Annotated in this window: 14 protein-coding genes; 1 reads left to right on the top strand and 13 read right to left on the bottom strand. The window is 46.0% G+C overall.

Annotated features, from left to right (window positions below; translation table 11 throughout):
* Positions 1-4: 4 nt before the first annotated feature.
* The 12 genes from C7E00_RS06180 to C7E00_RS06125 form a co-directional block, all read right to left on the bottom strand.
* Positions 5-670, bottom strand: a complete 666-nt coding sequence (locus C7E00_RS06180) for a glycosyltransferase family 2 protein (protein WP_105303463.1) — start codon at positions 668-670, stop codon at positions 5-7.
* 58 nt (positions 671-728) lie between these two features.
* Positions 729-2,195 carry a flippase gene (locus C7E00_RS06175; protein WP_105303462.1) on the bottom strand — a complete coding sequence of 489 codons (1,467 nt, stop codon included), beginning with the start codon at positions 2,193-2,195 and terminating at the stop codon, positions 729-731.
* Entirely contained in the window at positions 2,188-3,303 is a 1,116-nt protein-coding gene (locus C7E00_RS06170; protein ID WP_167836492.1) for a glycosyltransferase family 4 protein, read from the bottom strand. Before C7E00_RS06170 ends, C7E00_RS06175 begins: the two co-directional genes overlap by 8 nt.
* A gap of 2 nt (positions 3,304-3,305) precedes the next feature.
* The gene (locus C7E00_RS06165) at positions 3,306-4,478 is read right to left on the bottom strand and encodes an EpsG family protein (RefSeq protein WP_105303460.1); all 1,173 of its coding nucleotides are present in this window, start codon (positions 4,476-4,478) and stop codon (positions 3,306-3,308) included.
* A 3-nt stretch (positions 4,479-4,481) separates the two neighbouring features.
* Positions 4,482-5,249 carry a glycosyltransferase gene (locus C7E00_RS06160; protein WP_105303459.1) on the bottom strand — a complete coding sequence of 256 codons (768 nt, stop codon included), beginning with the start codon at positions 5,247-5,249 and terminating at the stop codon, positions 4,482-4,484.
* An 8-nt stretch (positions 5,250-5,257) separates the two neighbouring features.
* Positions 5,258-6,274, bottom strand: coding sequence for a glycosyltransferase family 10 domain-containing protein (locus C7E00_RS06155; RefSeq protein WP_167836491.1), 1,017 nt, complete (start codon positions 6,272-6,274; stop codon positions 5,258-5,260).
* A gap of 59 nt (positions 6,275-6,333) precedes the next feature.
* On the bottom strand, positions 6,334-6,621 hold the full coding sequence (locus tag C7E00_RS06150; protein WP_105303457.1) for a hypothetical protein: 288 nt from the start codon (positions 6,619-6,621) through the stop codon (positions 6,334-6,336).
* A complete protein-coding gene (locus C7E00_RS06145; RefSeq protein ID WP_167836490.1) occupies positions 6,618-7,904 on the bottom strand; it encodes an O-antigen ligase family protein in 1,287 nt (428 codons plus the stop codon). The genes C7E00_RS06150 and C7E00_RS06145 overlap by 4 nt, the downstream gene beginning before the upstream one ends.
* 85 nt (positions 7,905-7,989) lie before the next feature.
* Complete coding sequence (gene groL, locus C7E00_RS06140; RefSeq protein WP_105303455.1) at positions 7,990-9,603, bottom strand: chaperonin GroEL; 1,614 nt, start codon at positions 9,601-9,603, stop codon at positions 7,990-7,992.
* Positions 9,604-9,632: 29 nt separating this feature from the next.
* Positions 9,633-9,920 carry a co-chaperone GroES gene (locus C7E00_RS06135; RefSeq protein ID WP_105303454.1) on the bottom strand — a complete coding sequence of 96 codons (288 nt, stop codon included), beginning with the start codon at positions 9,918-9,920 and terminating at the stop codon, positions 9,633-9,635.
* Between the two features lie 122 nt (positions 9,921-10,042).
* A complete protein-coding gene (locus C7E00_RS06130; RefSeq protein WP_105303453.1) occupies positions 10,043-12,307 on the bottom strand; it encodes a S8 family peptidase in 2,265 nt (754 codons plus the stop codon).
* Positions 12,304-13,353: an ATP-binding protein gene (locus tag C7E00_RS06125; RefSeq protein ID WP_105303452.1), complete on the bottom strand. Its 1,050-nt coding sequence runs from the start codon at positions 13,351-13,353 to the stop codon at positions 12,304-12,306. The genes C7E00_RS06130 and C7E00_RS06125 overlap by 4 nt, the downstream gene beginning before the upstream one ends.
* Before the next feature lie 182 nt (positions 13,354-13,535).
* On the opposite strand from C7E00_RS06125, the gene C7E00_RS06120 reads away from it, so the two are divergent.
* Positions 13,536-13,745 carry a DUF3892 domain-containing protein gene (locus tag C7E00_RS06120; protein WP_105303451.1) on the top strand — a complete coding sequence of 70 codons (210 nt, stop codon included), beginning with the start codon at positions 13,536-13,538 and terminating at the stop codon, positions 13,743-13,745.
* Positions 13,746-13,849: 104 nt separating this feature from the next.
* Here C7E00_RS06120 and C7E00_RS06115 read toward each other — a convergent pair whose 3' ends face one another.
* Complete coding sequence (locus C7E00_RS06115; RefSeq protein WP_135358176.1) at positions 13,850-14,623, bottom strand: DUF7713 domain-containing protein; 774 nt, start codon at positions 14,621-14,623, stop codon at positions 13,850-13,852.
* Between the last annotated feature and the right edge of the window lie 35 nt (positions 14,624-14,658).

Here is a 14,658-nt window from a genome sequence, read left to right as displayed (position 1 = left end):
TCTACTACTGAATAAACAGAATACTCATGAGAACGTTATACATGAAGCCGGCAGATTTCATCGGGTTATGGAAATAGCTTTCCCCTGCTTCGCGTTCTTTCATATTTACCTGGACTTCCTTGACCCGATAGCCGTGATGAATCACATAGGCAAGGGCGTCCGGTTCTGCGACAAAATTCATATTCTCAGCAAAGTCGGCAAGCACTTTTCTGCCAAGAGCTCTCATGCCGGAGGTCGGATCCGTGACATGGCGTCCGGTTTTCAGGCGGATCGCTCCGCATAAAAGCCGGGAGCCGATCATCCGGGAAGTCAGAGGCTTCCTCTGCTCCACGAATCTCGATCCCACCACATAGTCATTGCCTTCTTCAATCCCTTCCAGAAGCTTATGAATGTATTTCGGAGGATGCTGACCATCTCCGTCGGTTACAATTGCGACATCATAGTCATGATCCCGGGCATACATGAATCCGATCTGCGTCACGCTGGCAAGGCCGGCATTAACTGGCAGATCCAGGTGCTTCCAGCCCATCCGGTCCAGAATCTCACCGGTCTGATCACTGGAGCAGTCATTGATCACAAGGCTTTCCCAGCCATAGGAATGAATTTCCGGGATCAGCGTCGGAAGATTATCCTGTTCATTATGGGCTGGGACAATAATCAGAACCTTCACGACTCTTTCCTCCGGACTCTCCCTATTATAAAAGAATTCTCTGTGAAATACACTTTGCCTAGGAACGGCGGATTTTCTGCAGGATTCTTCTTACCGGGCGCTCCACATTGATATTCTTCAGCAGCAGATTGATAGCCAGATAGCTGAGGATCGAGAATACAATGACAAAAACGCACAGCAATGCTGCATTTGCAGAGAGATACCGGGATCCGAGAAAGGAGAAAACCAGAATGCCTGAGCATGACGCCAGGCACTTCCAGGTATTGGACAGAATGGCCTTCCGGTCAAAGAGCCAGAAGTAATCCCGAATGTGATACAAGAGAATGCAGAATACGGTGGCTTCCGCAAGCAGCGTGGTAAACGCCGCACCGGAAGCCTTCCAGACTGGAATGAAGAACAGATTCAGAACCAGGTTCTCGATCGCTCCGGCTGCAGTGGAAAAAAGGTTCACTGATTCCCGATGAAGCGGCAGATTGACACAATAGGCAATGGCTCCTCCGAACACCGCAATCGGCGTCGCCGCGGCCAGAATCCGAAGCGGAATCACCGATTCCGGGAGGCTCTTTCCTGCCACGATTTCCACGATCGGTTCTGACAGAATAAAGATCCCGAGGCTGACTGGCAGCGCAGTGACGATCATATCATTGATCACCTGATTCAAGAGCAGCTTGAAGTCGTCCATCTGCTGATGAGCAAAGTAATCGCTCAAACGCGTTATCGTGACATTGTAGATTGCCGCAAGCAGCTGCTTTACGACGGTATAGACCTTGACGGCGATGGAATAAATACCTCCGAAATAGTCTCCGACCATCCAGCCGATCATGACATTATCGATGTTCAGATAGATTGATACCGCCAGATTATTGGAAAACAGGACTAAAACCGGCTTGAGATGCTGTCTGAAATGAATATGCCTGGTCAGGTGAAGGCGGCAGTACTGACGGACATGGATCAGATTCATGACCGCGATGATTCCATTCGTGATGACCTGGATGGCAGCGTACCTGTAAAAGTCTGATGGCTTTCTGACCAGGATGATCGTCAAGAGAAAGCTGAGAATCTGAATGAGGATGGAACGGACCGTGATGTAAAGGTAGTCCTCATAGATCACATTGAGCCAGTCCACGCCGATTGTGGAAAACATGATCGATGCGCTCATGATGACGAGCAGCACCTGGCGATTCTTCAGGTTCGGAAAGATGGCAATGCAGAGGAAGAGAACCGCATATGCCGCAGCTGTCGTGATCATGTTCATCGTGAAGATCTCATCCGCAAACTGCTGCATCTTCTTCGGATCAGAGCGGAACCTGCCGCCTTCTCTGGTGGCATAGCTGGTAAACCCGAGCGAGGCAATCAGCCCGATATAGCCGATGAAGGACTGGGCAAAGGTGATCTTGCCCAGGTTTTCCATCTGCAGGGCACGGGTCACATAAGGAAAGATGATCAGCGGAAAAACGATGGAGACAATCGTCCTCACCGTATTCAGGACCATATTCACTTCTACGGACTTCGATCGCTTATTCATCTGGATCTCCGAACCTCTTCAGCACATCCGTCCACTGAGATTCCCATTTTTTCTTTGAAAATGCAGTCCTTACTGTTTCCTGGCCGCACTTTGCATACGTCTTTCTCAGTTCCGGATGCTCAATCAGTTCTTCGAGAGCGTCATGAAAGTCATCTGCCAGAGGTCTTACCATTCTTCCGTTATAGCGGTCAAGGATGATATTGCTCATCCCGCCGACATCGGAGCAGATGGCGGCACACCCTGCGCCCATCGCTTCCAGCAGAGAAAAGGAAGTTCCTTCGGATCCGATCGTCGGAACGAGTGCGATATCCTGTGTCTCATGAACCTTCAGACTGTCATGAGGGGCATAAGTGAGGAAGGAGACATTAGGAAACGGATCGAATACCTCATGAAGCTTCTGTTCGCATCTTCCGTCTCCAGCAAGAGTGAATGTGACTTCCGGATGCTGTTTCAGAATATCCGGCATGAACTGCGAAAGCAATTCAACTCCCCGGATCGTCACGAACCGGCGGGCAAAGATGATCCTGGCAGGCCCGTCATAGTCATTCCGATCGGCGCTTACATCTGAGAAGTTCGGAATCACCTGATAAGCAAGATCTCTTCTGGTGGTCTGGGTCCTCAGCCAGTTGATATAGTTATCGTCCACGCATACGGTGAAGGAAACCAGCTGATGGCGCTTCACTTCCCCGTCTGCCTGGATATGGCGCAGGAACGAATCAAACGGCGGTCTCACCTTCCGGTCCATGATGGTCGGAATATCCCAGTAGATTCCATGCTGAATCATCAGCGAATGAGAAAAATGATGCGGTTCGGTCTGGGTGCTGGTCGCAAAGATCAGCAGATCTTTCTGAAGATCTCCGTTTTCTTCGGCTTTCTTCACGAGATCCTTTGTCCAGGCCTTGCGGACTTCTCTGACCCCGATGACATGGAGCCCATTTTCCAGGGTTTTCTCGAAGTCTCTGACCGATCTCTGATAGACGAAGGTCTCATAGCCAAGCCGGATGGAAAGCGCGCAGAGATTCTCAACATAGTTCTGAAGACCTCCGATGATGATGCGGTCATGATCTCTTTCGTCCAGATAGCGGTTGTAGATGATATGAATTCTCATGCTCAGTCCCTCGCTTCCTGGCTCAGATCGCATCCGGAGATCTCGAGGAAGCGATCGGTCTTCTCTTTCTCAAATACCGTGAAATACTGGTAATCGTTCAGAGTCATCCCTTCTGAGATCTTCGGGAGTATATCAGAAAGGTCTTTGTAGAGAAGAAAGCCATTCAGCACAATCAAGCTCATCAAGACCGCGGCTCTTCTCTTTCTTGAAGAAATCCTGGACAGCATTTCCGGAAGCAGAATCACAATGATGAACTGCAGGAAATCAGAAACCCGCGACATCAGACTGAAGCTGGAAAAGCAGAAATACAGAAATATCGAAAACAGGAAAACAAGCACTTCAAACTGCAGGAACTCCTCGTCATGAGAATCCATCTCATGATACAGGACCAATATCCCCACTCCGAATACCGACTCCATCGCGATGCCCATGAAGCTAGACGAAGGAGCCAGCAGGTATTTCAGAATATGCATGAACGGTGTCCAGGGGGCACCTGCAATCGACTGGACCAGAGGAGGAAGCACTGCCGTGAAGATCACAGTCAGTCCGATGGCAATGCATAGGCTGATGCCGATCAGTTTTCCTGGCTTCTTCTGAAAGACCGGCACAAGACGGTACAGCAGCGGAATCACCAGAGCTGGAAGTGCTGCTTCATGAAACAGCACCGCCGCAATTGCGAAGATCTCGTATCTCAGATACTGCTTCTTCGGAAGAAACTCGTAGAAGCCAAACAGATACAGGCACATTGCGATCATCTGCCGGATTGCGCTGGAATAATAGACCGCCATATACCCTGCTCCTAGGAACAGCAGCATGCTGAGAAGAAGATTTCTGCTCTTCTTCCATACGACATAGGACATCAGTCCCATGCAGATCAGGTTCACAATGAGAATGAACCACCTGTATTCCTTCAAGAAGACCTTGCTCCAGTAGACCAGAATGCTGAAAAGAAGATTCCGCTGGAATCCATACTCAAATACGCCCTTTACCGGAGTCTCAATCCAGTGGAACAGATAATAATATGTATCCTGATCAGGGCCCATGTTGAAGCGTACCGCAAACAGAATCCCTAACGCCAGAAACAGAATCCTATTTGCCCTGGTATTCGATTTCTCCCGGAACAGCTCGATCAGAAGCCACGCCGCAAGTGCTCCGTAAATCAGATAGATATACATATGTCAGCTACCTTTGTAATCCTTTGCATCCAAATATTGTATCAGAGTGCGGAAAGAACGGCACACAATCGCTGTCAGCGGAAAGGAGATGCGATTATTCAGCAGTGCCTGGTAAGCTTCCCGGACATTATTCCAGTAACCGGACCCATTGCTGGTGCCTCCATAGAACATCTCAATCATGACTTCCGGAACATAGGCAAGCTTCACGGTTCCATCCTTCAGAATCCTCAGCATGAAATCATAATCAGAAGAACTGTGATACTTCAGATCATAAAGACCGTATTTCTCATAGACTTCCCGCTTCAGATAGAGGGTCGGGTGGGCGGGCATCCACCCGAAATGCAGATTCCCCTGCCCCATCTTCCAGTAGCGACAGCACTTTCCCTGATTCATATAAACCAGATCCGCATGAACTCCCTGGTATTCTCCGGAATTCAGAGCAGAAATCATCGTGCTTACGGCATGGCTGGAGGTAAAAAGATCATTGAATACTGCCAGCACTTCTCCGGAAGACATCCGGATTGCTTTGTTCATGCCATCATAGATACCATGGTCCGGCTCTGATTTCCAAACGATGGTCTTTCCGCCCGGGTGCTGTTTCACTGATTCGGCATAATAGCGAATCCGATCGACGGTTCCGTCTGAAGAACCGCCATCGGCGATCACGACCTCCAGATTGTCGTAGTCCTGCGAAAGGGCACTCTGAATCGATTGTTCAAAGTGCTCCTTGCAGTTAAAGGTAGTCATCAGGAGGGAAACTTTTTCTGACATGCATACTCCTATCGGTTATTCTGCTCATCGGTGGATCCCGGCATGCGCAGAATCGTACCGGTTTCCAGACGCTTCATTGTATTGGCAATCTTTCGGTAAGGGCGGTAGATCTCATGTTCAAAAAAACGATGGCGCTTCAGCATAGCTTCATACTGACGCACATTGATGGAATGAGGTCTTCTGCCTGCTTCCTTGAGATCACTATCAAAGATTTCATACAGGAAGTCTTTCAGCTCATAGGGATTCTTCTGATCCTGAATCGGATTCTGGTTCAGGATTTCCAGAGCCAGATCCTCATCTGCATCTACTTGTTTCACATAGGCAATGACATCATCGAAATCAGAAAAGTCATGGCAATTGATAAATGCCTTTGCATTGAAATCCAGGGAAACATCCGGATCTCCATAATAGATCGGAATTGTATACGCCCGGAATGCGTCTACGATCTTCTCGGTCAGATAGCCCTTGTATGAAGTATTTTCAAAGGCAATGGAGAACCGATAATCATTCTGAAAGGACTCCTTGTTCTCAACCGGGCCGCCGACATTGTTCAGATACCTTCCGCCGCTGTCTACCTGCTTATACGTACTGAGCTTCTGATAGAACTGCGCCCGGACATCTTCTGCAAAGCAGTTGGAAACCACGAAGTTGCAGAACTTCCGACTGCGCCATTCTTCTCTGGTCACCAGTTTTCTCTCTTTCAAGAGATCCAGATATCCCTGGCGGTATTCATGCAGCAGATAAAACGGGATCCGCCGATACCGATCCCCGAACGAAATCCGATCAAAGCCAAGTGCATAATCGCATTCATTGAAGTCAGGGACGACGCATTCTCCCGTATAGAAAATCCGGATGCAGTCATAATCCAGATGCTGATAACCAAAGACAGAATAAATGACATAATCCGGGTGATCGGTGAGTTCCACCTCATACCGTTCTCTCAGAAACCGGATAAAGTCATTATTTTCCCTGTCAAATGCCGGATTGAAGTCGGCAAACTGAAGTCTGATTTTCTTTCGTTCCATATTCATCATGAATCACTTTCTCACTGCAAGGTAATGGGTATAGGTTTCTCCGGATTCAGCTAGAGAAACTGTGAAGTCTTCGGAAACAACCTCCAGCAGATCCGAAGATTTCTGCATAAGAGAAACAGCGGCGTCATCAGAAATGCAGAGAACTGATGCGGATCAAAGAGGTCCGTCAGATATTTCTGGCCTTCTGAGAAGCGGTACATCATGGATAAGGCATACTGCTCATCGATGTCAAATCCCAGCCGCACTTTCACCATGACACTGACAGCTGATAGAACCGTCAGGATAGCAATCAGCCCGTGATCTGCCCGGATTGTCTGTCCTTTCTGATCGTTTTTCACTTCAGGGCCTTCTCTTTCCGAGGAGTCAGATAATACAGATACCCGAAAGAAAGATAGAACAGAATGGAAACAAGATGGCTGTCATCCCCGATGATGGATACCGAAGAAAGCATAGAGCCCCACAGGATGCAGATCACCAGAACCATGAGCCACTGATCAGCAGGACTTCGAAGGTTCCGCCGATTGCGAAGGATGCGGATCAAGCCGCCGATCAGGAAGATGCAGAATGGAATCATTCCGGCAAGTCCTGTCCAGAGCAGGACATTCATAAAGACATTATGTGCATTTGAAAGAGTCGGATCCACTGCGGTGATCGCAGATCCATTCAGCCACCCCTGCCCGAAGACCGGATTACTGAGAAAGCCCTTCACGGCTCCCGCCCACAGAGCAAGCCGGCCGCTCGTAAAACGATTCAGATATTCCAAGGCAGTGCCATTGGAAGGATCATTCATGGAAGCATCTCTCAGCACATAGAAAATACCTACTGCCGCAGCAGCTCCTGCAAGAATCCATTTCACCTGCTTTGCCTGCATTTTTGTTCTCATCCATCGGTATAAGAGCAACAGCACTATGATTGCGGCTTCCAGGTAGGCATTTCGGGCATCCTCAAGCATAATCATGACCATTGAGACAAGAATATCGAGGTTGCGGAACCAGACTGGAAGCTTCTTCTTAGCAGAAAGATAAAAGCACAGAATCAGACCTGCAATCAGATGATAGCCTCCTGCAGTAGCAAATCCGAGAATTCCGGAATATCGGACCCGAACAACCCGGGGGCTCGTAACTGCATCATATGGAATGCCGAACACCGATTCATACCCATTTTTATAAAACAGGAACATGATCAGAGATACCGCTGCCAGACCGAATAATTCAATTGCAAGGATTCTGAACAGAGGGTCAAAGTCATCACTGAACGTGTCAGAATGATAGAAGCCTACGGTCACAGCAAGATAAGAAGTCATGATCAGAAAGAAGATCCCTGCGATCTGTCCAGAACTCGGAGAGGATGTCCCGAAAATCAGAGACAGGCAGGCAGCAGCACAAAGCCACGCAGAAGACCAGCTGAGAAGACCTTTCGGAACTCTATGGTGAATCAGATCAGAGAGAAGAAGGAACAGGGTCCAGATACTGCAGACCGCACGATTCAGCGTATAGAGAAAAGAAAGATCCGTTCCTTTCCCAAAGAAAAATGGCACCACCGCAATAATCACCATCATTGCATATAGATAGAACTTGCAGAGGTTTCTGCGATCTGACAGAAAATCAATCAATGTTTTCATCTTTCTCTCCAATAAAAAAACCGCCTTACACATTATATCGTGTAAAGCGGTCAATTCTACTTATGATCTGTTCTCTTCAGAAAGATCAATATTCAGGCATCTGCTGTGCAGGAGCCGGCTGCTTCTCCGGGATCTGCGCAACTGCAGCTTCGGTTGTGATGAAGAGACCGGAGATGCTTGCAGCATTGAGCAGAGCAGAACGGGTAACCTTCGTCGGGTCAATCAGGCCGGACTTGAACATATCAACCCATTCTCCGGTCTTTGCATTGAAGCCGACATTGGTCTTCTGAGCAAGCTGCTTCTCATAGATCTCATTTCCGTCATAGCCAGCATTCTCAGCAATCTGCATGATCGGTTCCTTCAGTGCATCGAGAACTACATTCATTCCCTTCTGCACATCGGTGACATCAGACTTCAGAGAATCCTTGACATCGGTATATGCCTGTACCAGAGCCAGTCCGCCACCGGTGACAACACCTTCAGCAACTGCAGCCTTGGTCGCGTTTAGAGCATCTTCAATACGGAGCTTCTTATCCTTGAGCTCCGTCTCGGTAGTAGCACCGACCTTGATCAGTGCAACACCATTGGTCATCTTGCCAAGACGTTCCTGAAGCTTCTTCTTGTCATAGTCAGACTTCGTATTTTCAATGGCAGAACGGATTTCTTCAACACGAGCCTGAACATCTGCCTTCTTGCCCTTGCCGCCGATGATCGTGGTCTTGTCCTTGCCGACAACAACCTTCTTGGCAGTGCCGAGGTCAGAGATCTTCATATCTGCAAGGTTCATGTTCAGATCCTTTGCAAAGAACTTTGCACCAGTCATGACAGCGATATCGCCGAGCTGATTCTTGGAGTTGTCACCGAAGCCAGGAGCCTTGGTCGCAACAACATTGAAGGTGCCTCTCAGCTTGTTGATGATGAGGGTGCTCATGACTTCATTGTCATAGTCATCCGCAATCAGCAGCAGAGCACGGTTCGCCTTGACGACTTCTTCCAGTACCGGCAGAATGTCCTGAATTGTATTGACCTTCTGGTCTGTCACCATGATCAGCGGGTTGTCCAGAGAGACTTCCATCTTGTCATGATCAGATACCATGTAAGGAGATACATAGCCCTTGTCATACTGCATGCCTTCGGTCATCTCAAGGGTGGTCTCGAAGGACTTGGATTCATCGACATTGATGACTCCGTCACGGCCGACCTTGTCCATTGCATCCGCAATGATCTGGCCGATCTCTTCCGATCCGGAAGAAACGGTAGCGATGGACTTGATGTCTTCAGAAGTCTTGACTTCCTTCGAACGCTTCAGCAGATCTTCTGCAACTGCCTTAGCTGCCTGATCCATACCTTCGCGCATCAGAACCGGGTTGGATCCCTTGTCTACTGCCTTCAGACCATTGGTAATCATGGACTGAGTCAGAAGAGTAGCAGTAGTCGTGCCGTCACCTGCAGTCTCATTGGTGTTATTTGCTGCTTCATAGACCAGCTTAGCACCCATGTTCTCGAACTTGTCTTCCAGTTCGATTTCCTTTGCAATGGTTACCCCATCATTCGTGATGAGCGGGGAACCATAAGACTTTTCCAGAACAACATTGCGTCCCTTCGGGCCAAGTGTGATCTTGACTGCATCAGCCAGCTTATTCACGCCATCCAGCATCTTCTGGCGGGCGTCTTTTCCGTACTTAATATCCTTTGCCATATTCTTCTATCTCTCTCTTTCTTTTCTGATTATTTCTCTACTACTGCAAGAATGTCTTCTGCAGAGATCAGCAGATAATCCTTCTTGTCATAGGTAACATCTGTTCCGGAATACTTCTTGTAGATGACTCTCTGGCCCTTCTTCAGATCAATCGGGATCAGCTTTCCATCTTCCGTCTTGCCAGGTCCTACTGCAACTACTTCACCAAGACTCGGTTCATCCTTCGCTTCTTTCGTAGTCAGAATGATACCGGAAGCAGTCTTGACTTCTTCCTTCACCTTTTCCAGTACTACATAATCATGCAACGGCTTCAACATATTCTTATTTACCTCCAGATGTTAGCACTCCGATTTCATGTTTGCTAACCAACAATGATTATCATAGCCGGAATTAGCACCATGTCAAGAGGAGTGCTAAATATTTTTCTCCATTTTCCTCCTTATTCGAGACTGATTTCCTGCTCTGCCTTCTGATAGATTTTCACTCTATTCTCAATACTTATTTCATTGACAATCCAGTTTCTCAAGCTGCACGCACGGATAAATTCCTCATATCGATTAATGCCATACATCTCTTTCAGAGTAATCACAAGCCCAAATCTAATTGGCTGGTTAGAGGCATTATCCTTCCGTTCTTTTCGAACAATCCTTATTCCCCAGAGACCATCCTCATATTTTTTTCTAGGGATTACATGTCTCTGAGGAATTTCATCAGTGATATGCTTGATGTTATCCCATTTTCGGAAATATTTTCGTGCATCTTCTTCATAGATCAGATGTATTCCTTCTTCTGATTGCATATTTGCCTTGATATCTTTCACTTTTTTCCCGTCTATTCTTCCAAAGTGCAAGTCCAGTTCAGTACCCGTATAGTCAACGCCCTGATCAGGATTACATTCCGGGAAGTAGACAAGTGTTGCTCGTGCAAAATAGGGATACTTATTATTATGAGCCGGGACCGGAACGTTGAAGTTATAGGTTTCATAAGAAAAAGCATCTCCACTGATGACAAATCTTATCTCATCACTTGGCACATTCAGTACGTCTTCAATCCTTGTAGGAACAACACCATATCCTTTTTTTTCGTCTGGTGACTTGCTCCATCCGCATGCCGAATCGATAAGAAGTGCTTTAGCGTTTTCCCTGGAAAGTCCCATGACATATATTAAATACGCCATCTTTCGAGTAATCCATGGAGCTGCATACGAGGTTCCACAGCCGTATCCGCAGATTCCGTCATCGTAGTATTTCATTTTCTGGTCTGCTTTTACTCCATCTCCACCGAAGCATGAAACATCCGGTTTATTGTAAAACGAAAGAACCGGACCAACTCTAGAATAGGATGCCGGCTCATGGTCCCGATTCACCGAATTCACCACAATCGAATTAATAGAATCAGCAGGAGATCCAATCCGATAGCCCTTAATTGCTTTCTTTTCGCCTGTTTTATTCGTGCCAGCAACCACAAAAACAATATTGTATTTATTCTGGAGGCGATCTAACTCAGCTGCAACTGGCGAGATGCAATTTTCATTCACTTCTGCTTCAGAACCAAGAGACAAATTCCAAACTCGGATATCCTGATTCTGTTCAACGATTCGTCTGATCTCCATTAATAGATGCATTGAACTGAATCTGTCGCCAGTCACAACTCCGAAATGCCTTACTCGAAAGTGTCCGCAGCCATCATCAAGTTCTGGATTAGCTCTCACACCATCAACAATCAGCGTTGTAACTGCCGTCCCATGAACGAAATCTTCGGGTTTAATCTTTATTTCACCGTTGATCAGACAGTGATTATCCACCCAACTACTGCAATAAGCGTTTGGATCAAATGGCGTATCAATAACGCCTACAATCGGTTCATCAGTTGGGTCCTGAATTAGTTTTTCTTTTATTGAAGAATTGGATTCTTCTTCAGGAGGTATATCATTCATGTCTTTGATCGTCATCGCAACAAGATAAGGAGCCGTTTCAGAAAGCAAAGCAAGTTCCTTATCTGAAAGCTTTGCTGACGTTTCATCAATAATCTGATTTTCAGATAGCTTAATGCCGCATCGCTCCATCACCTTCCGGATTGGTCCGTCGGTTTTATAAATTCGGATGATATGGTCACTATCAAGAGAAATATTCTTATTCGGAATATCAAAGCGTTCAACAAAACTGCATTCATATATGATTCTTAAAAAAGTAGTTCGTGCCATTAAATAATTAGCCCGATATGGAATCGAATTAAGGCTTTTTCCTGAAGGAGTTCGTGATGTTCCGATATCATTTGCAGAAATGACTCCCTCATAGTAATCATCAATAATCCTGGAAGCAGTTTTCAACTCTTCAATAGAATGCAGAACGGTTTCTTTCTTTACATAATAGACAAAAACATGCTTTTTTCTCTTCTGACCATCTGCATCTTCATTGAGAAAATAAGCCCCACGTATTCCATCATCAGATGTTGAGCCTTTATCTTTAAGGAGCTCTTTCAGCCTGTTCGATTTCGGGATGACACGGGTTTCGCAAGCAGCAATCAATTCACCTGACAGAATCTTCTGATTGTTCCAAAAAGTGTCTGCTCTTTCAAGATCAGAAGCAAGCTTTTCCAATTTTACCGACGATACAGAGACATCTGGTGGAAGAACAGGATCACCTGGCCTTGATGGGTTCTTTTTATGTGTGAATACCCCGTTCAGTTCAAGAAGTTTATTCATTTTCTTCTATCTCCTTTCAACTCCCGATCCACCGCACTCTTGGATTTACTGGTAAGAATTGCTATTTCGCGAACAGTAAACCTTTCATTCTTGAGCTCTTGAAGTTCAGAAGGAGATTTTTTACAGAAAACAAAATATAACCTTCGAAGATAGTCATATTCATCAGCTGAATCGCTGAAAGCAACCGCAGTACGAATCATGTTTTTCAGAATTCCTGGAGCTGGGAGAGATTCAACCTGATCCAGAATCTTTCTGAATATCCGGATATCTTTCCCCGCCAGGTTATATTTCGAAAGATACGATGCCAAAAGCTTTTCTGCAATTTTCGAAAGATCTTCGTGGGTATATCGATCAAAGCTGATCGTCGCATCAAATCTTCGTATCAGAGCTCTGTCAAGTTTATCCGCAAGATTAGTAGTTGCGATCACCACAGCATCTTCTTTCAGAGAATCAAGACCTTTCAGAATAGCTGTCGTAGCTCTGCCCATTTCACGAACATCGTTCTCATTTATTCGGTCTAAAGCAATAGCATCAATTTCATCAAATAGGAAAATCACCTTACTGCGAAAAGGATTCTGGTTGATTTCTGAAAAAAGAAGGGCAATATTTTTTACGGTCTGGCCAAGTCTGCTATCAACCAGCCTAGAAAAATCGCACAATAATACAGATCGGTTTGTAATCCTACCAAGCTGTTTTACCGCTTCTGTTTTTCCCGTTCCAGGTGCACCAGAAAATAAGAATTTATTAACTCCGATATTCTTTTCAATCGCATTGGCAATGCCCAGAAGATCATTCATAACTGAATCAGGCAACAAAAACATCTCAGTTGCGGAAGGAAGCTTTTCAAAATATGGAGAATTTAAATTGCTGCTTTCCTGCGCGGTGAAAGTATCTGCATCTGAAATCAATGACAAGATATACTCACCAAGTTCACGATCACCTTCATTATAAAAATCTTTTGCAATACTCGCCGCCTGATTTCGAAACCCATTTTCGTCCTTTTCTGCATGACACCGAATCAGATTAATGATGCTACTCTTCTTCATATTAGGCACCTTCTTCATAGTCATTATACGGAATGGGACATATATTTTCAAATTGGGACACATATATTGATTTTATTGCCAATATCAATTATACTTTCTTTAGCCAGTAATCCGGAATACGAAAGGCAACGGTCCTGCCCACCATTGCTGTAGGCAAGCGAGGCAAGAAAGGAGAAATCGATATGGCAAAGGTTAAAGTACTTCGCGAGTCAGAAACAGGTCTGAACACACTGCTTTCTATCAACGGAAAAACATATACGAACACCGAAGCTTACAAAGCAGCGAAGAGCGGAAAGCTTCCTGGCTTGACTGCTGTTCAGAATGCAGGCGGCACCAAATTTGTACGTAGTAACCCCGACGATAGCATAAGTAATAACATCGAACACCGATAGAGCATTAAGTAGTTCAGACAGCAAAAAATATCAAACAGTCTGAGCATTGACGAAAAGTCCTGAAATCAGGATTTTTCGTCGTTATTACAATAATATCTCCACTGCTATGACTGCTCAGATTCAATTACCTGTTTCACTTTCTTGATCTCAAACTCAGGGAACATCTCATCATCGGTTCCGACTTCTTTCAGAATCTGAATCAGGCGGTTTCCCGCATCTTTCCCCATATCACGTGGATTGCTGTGGTAGTAATAGCTCAGTTTCTTCAGAATCTTTTCGAACAGCACATCAAATGCAGAAACATCCTGATACGGCAGGAACTTTCCCTCATGATTCTTAGTCAATGCAAACAGCAGATCATAGAGTTCTTCCCCCAGGGTGTCTTCATCAATCCTCACCGGCAGCAATGTCATATCGCTTTCCACGATCGGGAATGTGCGGTCAGCAATCTGATAATTGATCGTAAAACCCTCAAAGCTGCTGAAGAGTTTGACAAAGTCGTCGCCTGAGTATTCTTTCCCGTCCACAAGCATGCGGATGCCATTTCTTTTTTCTTTAACTTCAAATTTGCCGACCGCTTTCGAAAAATACCCAAAGTTCTCATCTGAATAAACACCACTCCCCCAATTCCGGTTTTTTCTGCGCTCCAGAGTCAGGTTCTGAAGGCCGACCGCAGTCTTCTCGATTACTTCATGAACCAGCTGCATATCATTTTCGGCAGGTCCCATTACAGAGAAGGTGAAATGGGTATCAGGCTGATGGGCGAAGACTTTTCCTGTTTTTCCGCAGCGATAGATTTCTTCCATCTCATAATGTCTGAAACTGCCGAAATCAGAGCAAGACACGAGAAACATATGAGGAATATGATACTCATCCATGACTCCGCACATGTTCTCGTCAGCTGGCATTATCG

The sequence above is a fragment of the Anaerolactibacter massiliensis genome (assembly GCF_900290205.1).
GTDB lineage: Bacteria > Bacillota_I > Bacilli_A > Erysipelotrichales > Erysipelotrichaceae > Bulleidia > Bulleidia intestinalis.
The sequence above is the reverse complement of the archived record's forward strand: the minus strand, read 5'-3'. Positions and strand labels throughout refer to the sequence as shown.

Coding starts and splice junctions, on each gene's coding strand:
- C7E00_RS06175 (WP_105303462.1), bottom strand. CDS start 2,195: ATGAATAAGCGATCGAAGTCCGTAGAAGTGAATATGGTCCTGAATACG.
- C7E00_RS06170 (WP_167836492.1), bottom strand. CDS start 3,303: ATGAGAATTCATATCATCTACAACCGCTATCTGGACGAAAGAGATCAT.
- C7E00_RS06165 (WP_105303460.1), bottom strand. CDS start 4,478: ATGTATATCTATCTGATTTACGGAGCACTTGCGGCGTGGCTTCTGATC.
- C7E00_RS06160 (WP_105303459.1), bottom strand. CDS start 5,249: ATGTCAGAAAAAGTTTCCCTCCTGATGACTACCTTTAACTGCAAGGAG.
- C7E00_RS06155 (WP_167836491.1), bottom strand. CDS start 6,274: ATGGAACGAAAGAAAATCAGACTTCAGTTTGCCGACTTCAATCCGGCA.
- C7E00_RS06145 (WP_167836490.1), bottom strand. CDS start 7,904: ATGAAAACATTGATTGATTTTCTGTCAGATCGCAGAAACCTCTGCAAG.
- groL (WP_105303455.1), bottom strand. CDS start 9,603: ATGGCAAAGGATATTAAGTACGGAAAAGACGCCCGCCAGAAGATGCTG.
- C7E00_RS06135 (WP_105303454.1), bottom strand. CDS start 9,920: ATGTTGAAGCCGTTGCATGATTATGTAGTACTGGAAAAGGTGAAGGAA.
- C7E00_RS06130 (WP_105303453.1), bottom strand. CDS start 12,307: ATGAATAAACTTCTTGAACTGAACGGGGTATTCACACATAAAAAGAAC.
- C7E00_RS06125 (WP_105303452.1), bottom strand. CDS start 13,353: ATGAAGAAGAGTAGCATCATTAATCTGATTCGGTGTCATGCAGAAAAG.
- C7E00_RS06120 (WP_105303451.1), top strand. CDS start 13,536: ATGGCAAAGGTTAAAGTACTTCGCGAGTCAGAAACAGGTCTGAACACA.
- C7E00_RS06115 (WP_135358176.1), bottom strand. CDS start 14,623: ATGGATGAGTATCATATTCCTCATATGTTTCTCGTGTCTTGCTCTGAT.